Annotated in this window: 13 protein-coding genes and 4 tRNA genes; 8 read left to right on the top strand and 9 right to left on the bottom strand. The window is 59.1% G+C overall.

Features of this window, described 5'->3' with window-relative positions; genetic code table 11:
- Window positions 1-12 precede the first annotated feature (12 nt).
- Both ppc and argE read right to left on the bottom strand, forming a co-directional pair.
- Window positions 13-2,646 carry a phosphoenolpyruvate carboxylase gene (gene ppc, locus ACE1BR_RS09060; RefSeq protein ID WP_374869497.1) on the bottom strand — a complete coding sequence of 878 codons (2,634 nt, stop codon included), beginning with the start codon at window positions 2,644-2,646 and terminating at the stop codon, window positions 13-15.
- 231 nt (window positions 2,647-2,877) lie between these two features.
- Window positions 2,878-4,023, bottom strand: a complete 1,146-nt coding sequence (argE, locus tag ACE1BR_RS09055; protein WP_374869495.1) for an acetylornithine deacetylase — start codon at window positions 4,021-4,023, stop codon at window positions 2,878-2,880.
- A 272-nt stretch (window positions 4,024-4,295) separates the two neighbouring features.
- Here argE and argC point away from each other — a divergent pair, with 272 nt between their 5' ends.
- From argC to ACE1BR_RS09020, 7 genes are all read left to right on the top strand, one after another.
- The gene (gene argC, locus ACE1BR_RS09050; protein ID WP_374869493.1) at window positions 4,296-5,303 is read left to right on the top strand and encodes an N-acetyl-gamma-glutamyl-phosphate reductase; all 1,008 of its coding nucleotides are present in this window, start codon (window positions 4,296-4,298) and stop codon (window positions 5,301-5,303) included.
- 22 nt (window positions 5,304-5,325) lie between these two features.
- Complete coding sequence (gene argB / locus ACE1BR_RS09045; protein WP_201905178.1) at window positions 5,326-6,105, top strand: acetylglutamate kinase; 780 nt, start codon at window positions 5,326-5,328, stop codon at window positions 6,103-6,105.
- Between the two features lie 25 nt (window positions 6,106-6,130).
- Window positions 6,131-7,042 carry an ornithine carbamoyltransferase gene (locus tag ACE1BR_RS09040; RefSeq protein ID WP_374869491.1) on the top strand — a complete coding sequence of 304 codons (912 nt, stop codon included), beginning with the start codon at window positions 6,131-6,133 and terminating at the stop codon, window positions 7,040-7,042.
- Window positions 7,043-7,098: 56 nt separating this feature from the next.
- Complete coding sequence (locus ACE1BR_RS09035) at window positions 7,099-8,334, top strand: argininosuccinate synthase (protein WP_374869489.1); 1,236 nt, start codon at window positions 7,099-7,101, stop codon at window positions 8,332-8,334.
- 136 nt (window positions 8,335-8,470) lie between these two features.
- The gene (locus tag ACE1BR_RS09030; protein WP_374869487.1) at window positions 8,471-9,778 is read left to right on the top strand and encodes an anaerobic C4-dicarboxylate transporter family protein; all 1,308 of its coding nucleotides are present in this window, start codon (window positions 8,471-8,473) and stop codon (window positions 9,776-9,778) included.
- A 91-nt stretch (window positions 9,779-9,869) separates the two neighbouring features.
- Window positions 9,870-11,252, top strand: a complete 1,383-nt coding sequence (gene argH / locus ACE1BR_RS09025) for an argininosuccinate lyase (protein ID WP_374869485.1) — start codon at window positions 9,870-9,872, stop codon at window positions 11,250-11,252.
- Between the two features lie 119 nt (window positions 11,253-11,371).
- Window positions 11,372-12,007 (top strand): FMN-binding negative transcriptional regulator, encoded by a 636-nt coding sequence (locus ACE1BR_RS09020; RefSeq protein ID WP_374869483.1) that lies wholly within the window; start codon window positions 11,372-11,374, stop codon window positions 12,005-12,007.
- Window positions 12,008-12,069: 62 nt separating this feature from the next.
- On the opposite strand, the gene ACE1BR_RS09015 is transcribed toward ACE1BR_RS09020, so the two are convergent.
- Together ACE1BR_RS09015 and ACE1BR_RS09010 are read right to left on the bottom strand one after the other, a co-directional pair.
- Window positions 12,070-12,525, bottom strand: coding sequence for a hypothetical protein (locus ACE1BR_RS09015; protein ID WP_374869481.1), 456 nt, complete (start codon window positions 12,523-12,525; stop codon window positions 12,070-12,072).
- Window positions 12,526-12,780: 255 nt separating this feature from the next.
- On the bottom strand, window positions 12,781-13,296 hold the full coding sequence (locus tag ACE1BR_RS09010) for a ClbS/DfsB family four-helix bundle protein (RefSeq protein ID WP_374869479.1): 516 nt from the start codon (window positions 13,294-13,296) through the stop codon (window positions 12,781-12,783).
- Between the two features lie 132 nt (window positions 13,297-13,428).
- On the opposite strand from ACE1BR_RS09010, the gene ACE1BR_RS09005 reads away from it, so the two are divergent.
- Complete coding sequence (locus tag ACE1BR_RS09005; protein WP_374869477.1) at window positions 13,429-13,761, top strand: hypothetical protein; 333 nt, start codon at window positions 13,429-13,431, stop codon at window positions 13,759-13,761.
- A gap of 85 nt (window positions 13,762-13,846) precedes the next feature.
- On the opposite strand, the gene ACE1BR_RS09000 is transcribed toward ACE1BR_RS09005, so the two are convergent.
- The 5 genes from ACE1BR_RS09000 to ACE1BR_RS08980 all read right to left on the bottom strand — a co-directional run bounded on the left by ACE1BR_RS09000 (window position 13,847) and on the right by ACE1BR_RS08980 (window position 15,527).
- The gene (locus ACE1BR_RS09000) at window positions 13,847-15,019 is read right to left on the bottom strand and encodes a nucleoside recognition domain-containing protein (RefSeq protein WP_374869475.1); all 1,173 of its coding nucleotides are present in this window, start codon (window positions 15,017-15,019) and stop codon (window positions 13,847-13,849) included.
- Window positions 15,020-15,124: 105 nt separating this feature from the next.
- A tRNA-Asn gene (locus ACE1BR_RS08995) sits at window positions 15,125-15,200 on the bottom strand.
- A 44-nt stretch (window positions 15,201-15,244) separates the two neighbouring features.
- Window positions 15,245-15,320: transfer RNA gene (locus ACE1BR_RS08990), tRNA-Phe, on the bottom strand.
- Window positions 15,321-15,323: 3 nt separating this feature from the next.
- Window positions 15,324-15,399, bottom strand: a tRNA-Thr gene (locus ACE1BR_RS08985).
- Between the two features lie 52 nt (window positions 15,400-15,451).
- A tRNA-Phe gene (locus tag ACE1BR_RS08980) sits at window positions 15,452-15,527 on the bottom strand.
- Between the last annotated feature and the right edge of the window lie 203 nt (window positions 15,528-15,730).

Below are 15,730 nucleotides of genomic sequence, written 5' to 3'. Positions count from 1 at the left end.
GAAGGCTGACGATCAACCCGTATTGCGCATCCCTGCGGCAATACCGGCGATGGTGACCATCAGCGCCTTGTCCAGCTCGGGGTGCAGAGTCTCCGGGTGGTTGCGGGAGCGGTTGAGCAGCTCGGCCTGCAGCACGTTGAGCGGGTCGGTGTAGGGGTTGCGCAGCTTGATGGACTCCTTGATCCACGGCTGATCCTCCAGCAGATCCCCGCGCGGGCTCAGTTTCAACACCACCTCGATGGATTCGGCGAGCTCCTGACGCAGCTGTTTGCCAAGGCCCCATAGCTCCTGCGGCACCAGACGGGTGTCGTAGTACTCGGCGAGCCAGACGTCCGCTTTGAGGAACACCATCTCCAGCATCTCGAGGCGAGTGCGGAAGAAGGGCCACTGGGCGCTCATCTCTTCCAGCACCGCCAGCTTGCCGCCGTCGATAGCCTGTTGCAGCGCCTTGTGGGCACCGAGCCAGGCCGGCAGCATCAGGCGGTTCTGGGTCCAGGCGAAGATCCACGGAATGGCGCGCAGGCTCTCGACGCCGCCGTTAGGCTTGCGCTTGGAGGGACGGGAGCCGAGCGGCAGCTTGCCAAGCTCCATCTCCGGGGTGGCGGCACGGAAGTAAGGGACGAAATCCGGATGACCGCGCACTATGCTGCGGTAGTGATCGCAGGAGTCGGCGGCCAGCTGTTCCATCACCTCGCGCCAGCACGCTTTCGGCTTGGGCGGCGGCAGCAGGTTCCCTTCCAGCACGGCGCTGGTGTAGAGCTCCAGACTCTTGATCGCCACTTTCGGCAGGCCGAACTTGAAGCGGATCATCTCCCCCTGTTCGGTAGTACGCAGACCGCCGCGCAGGGATCCCGGCGGCTGGGAGAGGATCGCCTGATGGGCAGGCGCACCACCACGACCGACGGTACCGCCACGGCCATGGAACAGGGTGAGGCGGATATTGTTGGCTTCGGCTAACCCCACCAAGGATTCCATGGCGGCGTACTGGGCCCAGCCAGCGGCCATCATGCCCGCATCCTTGGCGGAGTCGGAGTAACCGATCATCACGTACTGACGACCCTGGATGTAGCCGCGATACCAGTCCACCGAGAGCAGGCGCTCCATCACGGCGGTACCTGCCATCAGGTCATCCTGGGTTTCAAACAGCGGGGCGACCGGCATGCGGAACTTGCAGCCCGCCTCTTTCAGCAGCAGTTGCACCGACAGCACATCGGACGGCGCACCGGCCATGGAGATGATGTAGATGCCGAACGCATCGGGATCGTGCTCGGCGATGACCTGACATGTATCCAGCGTCTCGCGCACCTCGGCGCTCGGCTCCCAGTCATGGGGAATGAGCGGGCGGCGGGAGCTTAACTCAGTGAGCAGGAAAGCCTGCTTGTCATCTTCGCTCCACTCGGCGTAGTCACCCAGACCCAGATAGCGGGTCAGCTCGGAGAAGACCAGCCCGTGGCGCTCGCCATCCTGACGAATATCCAGCTTGACCAGATGGATGCCGAAACAGGCGACCTTGCGCAGCACGTCCAGCAGCATGCCATCGGCGATGTTGCCCATGCCGCAGGCGTGCAATGAGTGGTAGCAGAGCTCCAGCGGCTCGCGCAGCTGGGCGGTGGTGGTGATCAGGTCGCGACTCTCGCTCACCTGCCCTTGCACCTTGGCGGTGAGGTGCTCCTTGGTTTCGCGCAGCGCTTCACGCAGTTCGCGCACCAGCGCACGGTAGGGCTCGGGGTGATCGCCAACCCGGGCGCGCACGGCGTCGGTACAGTCGGACATGGAGAGCTCGGAGGTGAGCTCCTTGATGTCTTTGTAGAACAGGCTCACCGCCATCCAGCGGCCCAGCTCCAGCACTTCGGCAGTCACCTTGGCGGTGACGAAAGGGTTGCCGTCTCGGTCGCCACCCATCCAGGAGGTGAACTTGACCGGCGCGGCATCCAGCGGCAGCCGCACACCCAGATGGTGTTGCAGACGCTCGTCCAGATTACGCATAAATTCGGGAATGGCTGGCCACAGGCTGTTCTCCACCACGGCGAAGCCCCACTTGGCCTCGTCCACCGGAGTCGGACGCTGTTCGCGGATCTCGTTGGTGTGCCACGCCTGATTGATGAGCTGCTCGATGCGGTTGAGAATTTTGTCCCGCTCGCGGGGCAGCAGATCAGAGAGCTCCAGCGCCTCGAGGCAGTCGTTGAGCTGCACATGCTTGTGGATCAGGGTGCGACGGGTCACCTCGGTGGGGTGAGCGGTCAGCACCAGATCGATATCCAGCTCGCGCACGGCCTGAATGATGGCCTCTTGCGACAGGTTGGAGGCTTTGAGTTTGTCGAACATCTGCTCCAGCGGATCCGGGGTACAGACCTGCTCTTCGCAGCGACGGGAGATGGTGTGGAACTGTTCCGCCACGTTGGCCAGATTGAGGAACTGGCTGAAGGCGCGCGCCACCGGCAGCAGTTCGTCATCGCTCAGGGTGCGCAGGGTATCAAGCAGACGTTCCCGGTCTGATTCATTGCCCTTGCGGGAGGACTTGGCCAATTGGCGAATGGTTTCGATCTTGTCGAGAAAGGCCTGACCCTGATGATCCTTGATGGATTTGCCCAGCAGCTGACCCAGCATACCTACGTTGGCGCGTAGTGCGGCGTACTTTTCGTTCATTCCACATCCTTATCTTGTTGGTGCCTGACACCCATCCAGGGTGCAAGACGACCTCACTTATTGTTGTGTGATTACAACATATGCTCAGTCATCTTAGGGTGACAATCTACCCAGATTGTCTGCGCAAGGTCAAATAACAGGCCGATTCAGAACATGTATTTCCGTCACTACTCCACAACCGGCTTGTTATGTAACTTACTTACAGTTTTTACGCCCCTTTCACCGCTGCCGCTACAGGCAAAAACGTCTGATCAGGTGCTGCAACACTGAGGTGGTCGGCTTGACGAACGAGAGGTCAAGGTACTCATCCGGCTGGTGCGCCTGAGTGATATGGCCGGGGCCCATCACTATGGTCTCGCAGCCAAGCAGCTGGATAAACGGCGCCTCGGTGCAGTAGTTGACCGACTCGGCGGCGTGGCCGCTCGCCTTCTCAGCCTCCCGCACCAGCACAGAGTCGTCGGCGCAGGCATAGGCGGGAATGGGCTCGTGCAGATGTTGCAGATGCAGGCAGCCGGGTTGGTGAATTTCGATGGGAGATAGCGCCTCTTTGAGCATCCCCATCAGCTCGTCCGGCCCCACCTGCGGGGTGGGGCGCAGATCGATATGCAACTCACAGCAACCGCAGATGCGGTTCGGGCTGTCACCGCCCTGAATGTAACCCAGGTTCAGGGTCGGCTGCGGCACGGCAAAGCGGTGGTCGGCATAGCGCTCTTTCAGATCCTGCTGCAAGCGCAGCACCTGCCCCATCGCCTTGTGCATGATCTCCATGGCGTTGACGCCGTTGGCGGGATCCGAGCTGTGACCGCTCTTGCCGGTAATGCGGATCGCCTCCGACATATGCCCCTTGTGGGCCACCACCGGCACCAGTCCGGTCGGTTCGCCAATCACCGCGTAGTCGGGTTTGAGTTCGGCAGCCGCTGCGATGGCGCGGGCCCCCGCCATGGTGGTCTCTTCGTCAGCAGTCGCGAGAATGCGCAGCGGCTTGCTGAGCCTGGTGAGGTCGATCTCTTTGAGCGCCTCGACGATAAAGGCGAAGAAGCCCTTCATGTCGATGGTGCCGAGGCCATAGAGGCGGTTGCCCTCTTCGGTCACCTTGAAGGGATCCTTGCTCCAGCCCCCCTCATCGAACGGCACCGTATCGGTGTGACCCGCCAGCAGCAGACCGCCCTCCCCCTGACCGATCGTCGCCACCAGATTGAACTTGCCCGGCAGCTCAGGGAGTGCCGTTACCTCGCATTGAAAGCCGAGCTGGGTGAACCAGTCGGCCAGCAGCCGGATCACCGCCTCGTTACTCTGGTCCCACTTGGGATCCGTGCTACTGATAGAGGGAATCGCAATAATATTCTTATAAAGTGAAAAAAAATCCAGATTGGCCATCAGCTCCTCCTTGCGTCCCCGGAATGTTTCTGTTAGAAAATACAAATGCAAAGTGAGTGCATGAATATTCCGTAATTTTACCTGAATATCTGGCTCATCAACAAAGGCTTCTAGTTGTAAGGGAAAGTTAATGTTCTGTCACCTGATCTATAACCGACGACACACCCCCGCCTGAATTGCCCCTCCGCACTCGTGCTAAAGGGGTGATCGAACTCCCTTGTGCACCGCAGCACCATGCTGTGAATCTCGAACTCTGACTTGGAATATTCAACATGCTTAACACCGTTATCGTCGGTGCCAGTGGCTACGCGGGAGCCGAACTGGCCGCACTGGTACAGAACCACCCACAACTCAAGCTCTTCGGCCTCTACGTCTCCGCCGGCAGTCAGGACGCCCACAAGCGCTTCTCTTCCCTGCATCCCCAGTGGGTCGGCGCCCTCGATCAGCCGCTGCTGCCGCTGGACGAGGATGGCATGACCCGGATCCTGACCCAAGCCGATCTGGTGCTGCTGGCCACCGCCCACGAGGTGAGTGCCGAGCTGGCGCCCAAGTTTCTCGCCAAGGGGCTGCCGGTGTTCGATCTCTCCGGCGCCTTCCGGGTCAAGGATCAGGGCTTCTACGACAGCTTCTACGGCTTCACCCACCAGAGCGAACAGTGGCTGGATCAGGCCGCCTATGGTCTGGCCGAGTGGAATGCCGATGCCATCGCCAGCGCCCAGCTGATTGCGGTGCCGGGTTGCTACCCGACCGCCTCCCTCTGCGCCCTCAAGCCGCTGCAGCAGGATGGCCTGATTGCCAAGGATTGGCAGCCGATCATCAACGCCGTCTCCGGGGTCTCCGGTGCCGGTCGCAAGGCCGCCATCAACACCAGCTTCTGCGAAGTGAGCCTCAACCCTTACGGCACCTTCAATCACAGACACCAGCCGGAGATCAGCCATCACCTCGGCAAGGAGGTGCTGTTCCAGCCCCACCTTGGCAACTATGTGCGCGGCATTCTGGCCACCATCTATGTCCAGCTGGCGGACGGCGTGCCCCCCACTCAAGTGGATCAGGCCTTCCTCAAAGCTTACGAAGGCAAGCCGCTGGTGCGCCTCACCGGCCAGATGCCCTCCATTCGCGGCGTCGCAGGCACCCCTTACTGCGACATCGCCTGGCAACAGCAGGGCAACATGCTGGTAGTGGTCTCCGCCATTGACAACCTGCTCAAGGGCGCAGCCTCACAGGCTATTCAGTGCATAAATATCAAATTCGGATTTGAACCGGCCACCGGCCTGATTTAAGGACTTAGGAAGGATCTCGAACATGGACAAACAGACGTTGGTAATCAAGCTGGGCGGCGCCCTTATCGAGAACGACGAGGCGCTGACCGCCCTGTTCGCCACCCTCAAAACCTTTCTCGACGATCAGCACCGTCCGCTGGTGCTGGTGCATGGCGGTGGCTGTCTGGTAGATGACCTGCTCAAGGGGCTGGGTCTTACTTCCACCAAGAAGAACGGCCTGCGGGTGACCCCGTTCGAGCAGATCCCCTTTATTGCCGGCGCGCTGGCAGGCACTGCCAACAAGCAGATGATGGCCAAGGCGATCGCCACCGGCATTCCGGCGGTGGGGCTCTGTCTGGCGGATGGCGGCCTCTGTCAGGTGACCCAGCTCGACCCGGATCTCGGCGCGGTCGGCGAGTGCAAGCCGGGTAACCCGGCGCTGGTGGCGGGGATCCTCGGTCAGGGCTTCCTGCCAGTGGTGAGCTCCATCGGCATCACCGCCGACGGGCAGCTGATGAACGTCAACGCAGATCAGGCGGCCACCGCCATTGCCGAGGCCCTCGGTGCCGATCTGGTGATGCTCTCCGACGTGAGCGGCATCCTCGATGGCAAGGGCAAGCTGGTGCCCCAGCTCGACAAGCTGACCGCACTGGATTTGATGGAGAAGGGGGTAATCACGGACGGCATGGCGGTCAAGGTAGAAGCCGCCCTGCACGCCGCCGAGACACTCGGCAAGCCGGTCTGTGTCGCCAGCTGGCGTTACCCGGATCAACTACTCAAGCTGCTGGCTGGCGGCGCGGTCGGCACCCAAGTGGCCATTTAATCTCCACCGGAACAAGGAACATCCGATGCAACATCTTCTGAAAGACAGTGATCTGAACAAAGCCCAGATCGAGGCGCTGATTGCGCTGGGCAAAGCAGTGAAGGCCGACCCGAAGAAGTACAGCCAGGCGCTGGCCGGCAAGAGCGTGGTCACCCTGTTCGAGAAACCCTCCCTGCGTACCCGGGTCACCTTCGACATCGGCATCGCCAAACTGGGCGGCCACAGCGTCTATCTGGATCAGCAAAACGGCGCGCTGGGCAAGCGGGAGTCGGTGAAGGATTTCGCCGCCAACCTGTCGCGCTGGTGTGATGCCATCGTCGCCCGGGTGTTCGATCACCAGACCCTGGTCGAGTTGGCAGAGCACGGCACAGTGCCGGTGGTGAACAGCCTGTGCAACCTCTACCACCCCTGTCAGGGGCTGGCCGACTTTATGACCATTGCCGAGCACTACGACGACCTGTCGAAGGTAAAACTCGCCTACCTCGGTGATGGCAACAACGTCAGCCACTCTCTGCTGCTGCTGGGGGCGACCCTCGGCACCGACGTCACCCTGATCTGCCCGAAAGGCCACGGCCCGGATACCCAGATCTTCCTGCAGGCGCAGGCGCTGGCGGCCAAGTCGGGGGCGACCATCCACATCAGTGATGACGTGGCGGATATCGAAGGGTTTGACGTGGCCTACACCGATACCTGGGTCTCCATGGGCGACAACACCCCGATGGAGCAAGTCACCGAGCTCTTTATGCCTTACCAGATCAACCAGGCCCTGCTCGACCGGACCGGCATCCAGCACGTGCTGCACTGCCAGCCGGCGCACCGGGAGCTGGAGATCACCTCGCAGGTGATGGATGGCCCCGCCTCCCTCATCATGGACGAGGCCGAAAACCGGATGCATATCCAGAACTCCGTGTTGCTGACCCTTCTCGGTGGCAAGTAACGCAGCACTCAATCTGAATCACGACCCTTTATCGAATCATCATGGAGAGAAGTAAAATGAGCGGAATCAACAAGATCGTACTGGCTTACTCGGGTGGACTGGATACCTCGGCCATCATTCCCTGGCTGAAAGAGCACTATGACGCCGAAATCATCGCCTTCGTGGCCGACGTCGGTCAGGAGCGTGACGATCTGGAAGGGATCGAGCAAAAGGCCATCGCCTCCGGCGCCACCAAGTGCATCATCAAGGATCTGCGCGAAGAGTTCGTCAAAGAGTACGTCTACCCGACCCTGAAGACCGGTGCCGTCTATGAAGGCACCTATCTGCTGGGCACCTCCATGGCCCGTCCGGTGATCGCCAAGGCGATGGTCGAGGCCGCACTGGCGGAAGGGGCCGATGCCATCTCCCACGGTTGCACCGGCAAGGGTAACGATCAGGTGCGTTTCGAAGGTGCGGTTGCCGCGCTGGCGCCCCAGCTGAAAGTGATCGCCCCGTGGCGGATCTGGGACATGCGCTCCCGGGAAGATCTGCTCTCCTATCTGGAGACCCGCAATATCCCCTGCAAGGCGACCCTGAAGAAGATCTACAGCCGCGACGCCAACGCCTGGCACATCTCCACCGAGGGTGGCGAGCTGGAGAGCACCTGGAACGAGCCGTCCGAAGCGGTCTGGCAGTGGACTGTACCGGCCGAGCAGGCACCGGATCAGCCGGAGTACGTCAAGCTGACCGTGGCGCAGGGTGAAGTGGTAGCCGTTGACGACCAGCCGCTCAGCCCGCACCAGATCCTGATGACCCTGAACGAGCGTGCCGGCAAGCACGGCGTGGGCCGCATCGACATCACCGAAAACCGGATGGTGGGGATGAAGTCCCGTGGCTGCTACGAAACCCCGGGCGGTACCGTGATGGTCGCTGCGCTGCGCGCCGTGGAAGAGCTGGTACTGGATCGCCCGACCCGCGCCTGGCGGGAGAAGCTGGGTGCCGAGTTCTCCCATCTGGTCTATGACGGTCGCTGGTTCACCCCGCTGTGCAAGGCGATCATCGCCTCTGCCAACGCCATCGCCGAAGATCTAGACGGTGAAGTCATCCTGAAGATGTACAAGGGTCAGGTCACCGCGGTGCAGAAGAAATCGCCGAACAGCCTCTACTCCGAAGACTTCGCCACCTTCGGCGCCGACGAAGTGTATGACCAGAGCCATGCCGAAGGCTTTATCCGTCTCTACACCCTGGCCAGCCGGATCCGCGCCATGAAGGAGCAGCATCAGGCTATCGGTGGCGATCACACCCACGGTTGATCCGCGATCATTGATCCCGTCGCATGGGTCAGGGGCTAAACCCTGACCCGATACTCACAAGAGGTGAGCAAGGCCTCGCCCAACGGCAAGAGGCCTTGATTTTTTCACCTCAACCGATAAGGACAGTAGCGCATCTATGGAATTATTTTGGGCACAGTTAGCGGTCGTGCTGGTATGTATCGCCATTGGTGGAAAATTTGGCGGTATAGGTTTGGGGGCTGCAGGAGGGATGGGGTTATTCATCCTCTCGTTCATATTCAATCTGGCACCAGATGCCCCCTCAGTCAGCGTCATTCTCATTATCATCGCAGTTATTACCTGCACCGCAATTTTACAAGCTGCAGGCGGGTTAGATCTGCTGGTTGGCTTGGCAGAAAGAATATTACGGGCCAGACCCAATGCCATCACCTTTCTCGGGCCATTAATTTGTTATATTTTTACCGTCCTGTGTGGCACCTCTTATATCGCCTTCTCGGTTTATCCAGTCATCGCCGAAATTGCCACAGATGCCAGAGTGCGGCCAGAAAGAGCCATGTCGATGTCGGTGATCGCAGCCAATATGGCGCTGGTCGCCAGTCCTATTAGTGCCGTGGTCGTAGGAATGCTGGCAAAAGCCGCCTCGTTACACATTTCACTGCTCGATATTTTAACGATTACACTTCCGGGCACCCTGCTCGGGTGTCTGGCTGGTTGTCTGTTTGTCTATAAAAGAGGGGCCGAACTCACTGATGATGAAGAGTTTGTCCGGCGCCAGCAAAGCGGTGAGTTCAACCCGCAAAAGGTGTCGGCAAAACAGGTCGACAACCCGGCCCAAGCCAGGCTTGGCTTGGCCATTTTCGCCATCGGGATCTTGTCTACCGTCATACTGAGCTCGTTTGAGGGGCTGCGGCCGGTGTTTGATCATCAACCCATGTCGATTGCCACCACCTTGCAGATTTTGATGCTGACGACAGCCAGCCTCATCATGATTCTGTGCCGCATTTCACCCGAGGCGCTTCACGAGGGTTCAACCTTTAAATCCGGGCTAATCGGCGTGGTGGGTATTTTTGGTTTATCGTGGATGACTGGCACCTTATTTGGTCATTACAACGATATGTTCATCAGCAATTTCTCGAATATGCTAAATGAATATCCGATGCTGTTTGGATTAATCTTGTTCTCACTATCCATTTTGATATATAGCCCGGCTGCAACCATCATCGCCTTAATGCCGATGGGGGTTGCCATGGGATTACCAGCATACACTTTGATTGCATTATTACCGGCTGCATGTGCCGTCTTTATTATCCCTGGAGGAGCTCAAATTGCCTGCGTGGCATTTGACCGGACCGGCTCAACCAGATTGGGTGGCTATGTTGTAAACCACAGTTTTTTATTGCCTGGCATGGTATCGTTAATCATGTCGGTCATATTTTGCATGGTTATTGCAAACACCCTGTTTTGATGCTCTGGATAGATGACCAGTTAGCACACTACAACATTAATTTATTCTCGGTGGCCAAGGTGTCACCGACAACGGATTCAAGGAGAGCAGTATGGCACTTTGGGGTGGACGCTTCAGTCAGGGAGCCGATAGCCGGTTCAAGCAGTTCAACGATTCGCTGCGGTTCGATTACCGGTTGGCGGAGCAGGATATTCAGGGCTCCATGGCCTGGGCCAAAGCGCTGGTCAAGGTGGGCGTGTTGACCGGCGATGAGCAGGGTAAGTTGCAACAGGCGATGGAAGTGCTGCTCGCCTCGGTGCAGCAGGATCCCCAGCAGATCCTGAGCTCGGATGCCGAAGATATCCACTCCTGGGTCGAAAGTCAGCTGATCACCGCCGTCGGCGATTTGGGCAAGAAGCTGCACACCGGCCGCTCGCGCAACGATCAGGTCGCCACCGACCTGAAACTCTGGTGCAAGGCCCAGGGCGAGCTGCTGCTCGGTTCCATCACCGCCCTGCAGCAAGGGCTGGTCGATTCGGCGCGTGCCAATCAGGCTGCCGTGCTGCCGGGTTACACCCACCTGCAGCGGGCCCAGCCGGTCACCTATGCCCACTGGGCGCTGGCCTATGTGGAGATGCTGGAGCGGGATTACTCCCGGCTGCAGGATGCCCTCAAGCGCCTAGATACCAGCCCGCTCGGCTGCGGCGCGCTGGCGGGCACCGCCTATGCCATCGACCGCGAAGCCTTGGCGCTCGACATGGGCTTTGCCGGCGCCACTCGCAACAGTCTGGATTCGGTCTCCGATCGGGATCACGTGGTGGAACTGATGCACGTGGCGTCCCTCTCCATGACCCACCTGTCGCGCTTTGCCGAGGATCTCATCTTCTACAACACCGGCGAGGCGGGCTTTGTCGAGCTCTCCGACGCGGTCACTTCCGGCTCGTCGCTGATGCCGCAGAAGAAGAACCCCGATGCGCTGGAGCTGATCCGTGGCAAGACCGGCCGGGTAGTGGGCGCCCAGATGGGCATGCTGATGAGCCTCAAGGCGCTGCCGCTGGCCTACAACAAGGACATGCAGGAAGACAAAGAGGGGCTGTTCGATGCCCTCGATACCTGGCACGACTGCCTCGATATGGCGGCGCTGGTGCTAATCGATCTGAAGGTGAATGGCGAGCGCACCATGGCGGCGGCGCAGGGCGGCTACGCCAACGCCACCGAGCTGGCGGACTATCTGGTAGCCAAGGGAATTCCGTTCCGTGAAGCGCACCATATCGTCGGCGAAACCGTGGTCTTTGCCATCAGTGTGGGCCGACCGCTGGAAGAGCTTTCAATCGGTGAATTCCAGCGCTTCAGCCCGGAGATTGGGTTCGATGTCTACCCCAATCTGGAGCTGGAGGCGACCCTGGCCAAGCGGGTGGCCAAAGGTGGCGTCGCCCGCGAGCAAGTGGAAGCGGCCCTGACTGCCGCCGAACAGTGGCTGGCAAAACGCAGCTAATCACTGTGACCCCAACAAGAGGGCGCCAGCCCTCTTTTTTGTACCCGAAACGGCTTGTGCCGCTCACTGGATGGCTGTAGTTGTTGAATGGATGCCAGCTCTAGATAGAAGGAATCTGCATGTATCTGCCACCTCATTTCGCCACCGATGACACCGAGGCGCTGCATCAACTGATGCAGGCACATCCGCTAGGAGCACTGATCACCCACGGTTCACAGGGGCTGGATGCCAACCATCTGCCATTCGAGTTTGCAAAGGAGACCGGAGCGCACGGCGTCTTGCGTGCCCATGTCGCACGCAACAATCCGCTCTGGCAAGAGGCCAAGGATGGGGACGAAGTACTGGTGATCTTCAAGGCTGCAGATGCCTATATCTCCCCTAACTGGTATCCGAGCAAGAAAGCGCATCACCAGCAGGTACCGACCTGGAACTACAGCGTGGTGCATGCTCACGGTCGCATCCAGATCCGCGACGATGCCCGCTTCGTACGCCGCCTGCTGGCCAATCTGACCCGTCACCATGAGGCCGGAGAGCCAACCCCGTGGAAGATGGCGGATGCGCCTAGGGAGTATATCGAGGCCATGGTACAAGCGGTCGTCGGTATTGAAATCGAGATAGAGCGGCTGGTTGGCAAGTTCAAACTTGGCCAAAACAAGGATGAGCCGGATCGCCAAGGTGCAGCTCACGCCTTGCAAGCAAAGGGGTTGGTGGAAATTGCCCACGATATGGAGAACCCGCCATCGCCTCGCTCATAACGTGTTAAACCAAATACAGAAACGGCAACCCGAGGTTGCCGTTTGTTATTGCTCACTGCCGTTCATGCGCTGGCATTTAGCAATTTGCCAACCCCCTCCCCCTTGCCATTGGGCAGAGTCTGTTTAAAGGCACCGAGCAGCTGATCGAGGTTTAGATTGCTGGCACCGAGGGAATCCTTGAGGGTATTGAGCTCGCTTTGCAACGCGTCGAGGCGAGTGCTCTGGGTGCCGTTGGCCAGCTGGCCACGGGCGGTATCGATGGCGGCAGGGAGGGATTGGCCACCATTCTCCTGCCCCAGGGTCTGCATCAGCTCACCCATAAAATGGTTGATTGCCGAGCGATTCTGTTCGCTATCGGCATCCTTGATGCCGAGTCGCTGGAACAGACTCTGGACGGTCGGCGGCAGGCGGTCCTCCTGCACGGGTTGCTGCACTGGCTGAGGCTTGGCACTGCTGCCAAGCAGCTGACTGCCCAGCTTGAGGGCGATAGAGGCAAGGGGAAGCAGGGTACTGATCATGATATCTCTCCGCGACGGCAGCCCTTGGTGGTGATGTCAGGAGATGTGCATAAGCGGGGCCAGCACTGCGTTAAAAAACATCGTGCAGGCTAGTGGCTTGAATAGCGGAGCTATTTATTCGATTGCTGCACCAGCACACAGGAAATGACACGTTGCAAAAAAGAGTCAGGCGGCCAGTGGTTGCCGCAACGGACTGTCGTGGCAATGTGGTGGCAAAGAGGATTGCCGCTGGCCCGAGCCGCTATCGCCCTCCTCTCAAACCCGAATCGCCAGCCCTTTAAGCCACTTGCGCAGCCGCCCGTTGGCGTTGAGATAAGGGGAAGCACTATTGAACTGGATCATCCGCCCAAGCGTCCACTTCTCATACCAGAGGCGACCATATAGCTGCTCGTCACCTCTCTCCTCAATCAGTTCGATAATGCGCCCTTTGGCTGCCGCCAACCGCTGCAACAACGCCGGATAGCTGAGCCCTTCGTAATCCCGATAGAAGGTTTGAGCCAGCCTGCCCAATTCGTTCCACTTAAAACCGGTCTCGGGAAAATCCACTGGCAAGCCCGCCGCATCCCGCTCGATCCACTTGATCAGCAGTTCGTTCCAGCCGATAAGGTAGGCCAGCAGATTGGCGACGCTCATAGTGGTTCCCTTACAGTGCCCTGCCAGAGTCGGTTCCCCCATCCGGCTCTCGGGGACGGCCTGCAACGCCTTGAACAGCTTGCTGAAATTGGTCTCGATGGCGAGCAGCAGCTCGGCTTTGTTTTGCGGGATCCCCATTGCACTCCCCCTCTCAGGTTTGCTTTCTTCGCAGCCGAGGCCATTGCCGTGGCCGATGCGGCGCGCTAGGCTAGCTCTCTCCCATCCTGTGCAGCCCATCCAGCGCAGACCAACCTCACGGCAAGATCGGCAATGAATCAACTAATCAGCTATATCAGGGCCATTCATCGACAGGCGAGCCCAGTAACCCTCACCCGCCAAGAGAGTGAACACTATAGCGAGCATGATGAGAGCGGCACTGTGATCCGGCACCAGATAACGACCAGCTGGTTTGCCAATGGGGTCGTTATCCGCCAGCAAACCGAGCAGGACGAAGCGCCATCGCAGCAGCTGTGTGCCGAGTGCTGGATCAGTTATCGGGTCATCGCCAGCCCTATCCCCATCACTCCGGCCAGCAAGCTGTTTCACAACCACTGTCAGGAGCGATTCTGGTTGAAGGTGCAGGGCATCACGCCACAAGAGTAATTGGTATGCCCGTGAACAGGGCTTGCAGGGAGAAATGCAAAGAGGCTCCGCAGAGCCTCTTTTGGTATCCGTGTCTGAACCCGACTCAGCCCAGCAGCATATATAGCTGGTGCGCCGCCACTCCTGCACTCAAGCCGCCGACGGTGTGAGCGACGATGGCGCGGGAGGTGAGGTGGCGATAACCGAGGGCATCGAGCATGGCGGTGTGAGTGCTCAAAAAGCCGCTCCAGCACATCCCCATGGCGGTAAACACCGCGACCTCGTTGCCAGTGATCCACCCCTTGGCGATAAAAGGGGGCACCAGCGACATGGCGGCACCAACCGCACCGAGCGAGGTAGCAGGGAAGGCGACCAGCTCAGGCTGCTGGAAGCCAAACAGCAGGTCAAACAGCCAACTCACCTTGGCAGCCAACACTGGCAGCAGGGCAACCCCTTGAAAAGCTTCGCCGGTATAACCCTTGTCGCCTGGGCCGAAGGTCAGCAACATCACGAAGGTACTGATGATCAGCACGCCGGGGATCACCGCCATCCCCAGCTCTACGCCGGATTTGCCGCCATCGAGCAATGAGTTGAGGATCCGCAGCCAGCCGGGGGCAGCCTCTTTGGTCACCCCGACCTTGGGGCCATTGCCCGCAGGCTGATCATCGATCAGCACCTCCCCCACCAGTGGGCGGATCATCCGCTGCATTAGCCGGGTAGAGACCACCGACCCCACCAGTGCGCCCAGCAGACCGATCAGCGCCGCGCTGGCGGTGGATTCACCGCTCGGCAACTGCAGAGTGGCCATAAAGGTGACCACGATCAGCCCCATACCAAAGGCAGTACCGAAGTTGGTCAGTGATACCAGCTGCCAGGGGGTGAAGCCTTTGCGAAAGCGGCTGTCCTTGGCAAGGCTGATCACAGCCGGGTTGTCAGAGAAGAAGGTCATCAGCGCCGCCAGCGCGGTGCGGCCGGGCAGGCGAAACACCGGCTTCATCAGCGGGGCCAGCAGCACCTCCAGCAGGCGGATCACCCCGAACTCGCTCAAAAGCTGGCTGAGGGCACCAGAAAGCACGGTGATCCCCATGATAAAGAGCACGGTATTGAGCAACAGCTGGTGGGCGGTATTGAACAGGGTGTTGACCATGGCGGAGAGGCCCATCTGGCTGCCGAGGTAGCCGAACAGACTGCCCAGGATCAGCAGCACCAGCACGGGTTCCAGCCAGTCCCGAATGGCGGCAAGTCGCCCCTTTGACTCTATAACTACATGATTTTCCATATCTATCCTGCGGTTCATCTGTGCGTGTATGGTTGTTTTTATGGTTGTAAACGGGCTGGGCCCAATAGAAAAAAGCCCTTGTCTTGCGACAAGGGCTTTTTGAATTGGCTCCTCCTACTGGACTTGAACCAGTGACATACGGATTAACAGTCCGCCGTTCTACCGACTGAACTAAGGAGGAATTGTACTTCGGAGACCAGATATCGCTATCTCATCAACCTTAATTGGTGCCCAGAGACGGAATCGAACCGCCGACACGGGGATTTTCAATCCCCTGCTCTACCGACTGAGCTATCTGGGCAAATGGTGCCGGCTACCGGAATCGAACTGGTGACCTACTGATTACAAGTCAGTTGCTCTACCTACTGAGCTAAGCCGGCACACTTTAAACCATTGTGCATGAACAAATTTTTTATTTCATGGCACCAAAATTGGTGCCCAGAGACGGAATCGAACCGCCGACACGGGGATTTTCAATCCCCTGCTCTACCGACTGAGCTATCTGGGCGTGGGCGCTATTAAACGGATTTTAAGGCGGATGGTCAACGGGAAATTTCACTTTTTGTCTCGTTCGTCTCTTTTTTGCGCAACTTGCCCAACTATGAGCACTTTTCGGCATTTTTCCGAACCAGGGGCCGCCAGAGAGCAATAAAAGAGGCCATCGGAACAACTGGCGACCGGCAAGATAAGTAGAGAGCCTCTCCCTTATTG

It is taken from the genome of Aeromonas sp. MdU4, assembly GCF_041929505.1.
Taxonomy (GTDB): Bacteria; Pseudomonadota; Gammaproteobacteria; order Enterobacterales; family Aeromonadaceae; genus Aeromonas.
Note: the sequence above shows the minus strand (reverse complement) of the source record. Positions and strands in the feature narration are given on the sequence as shown.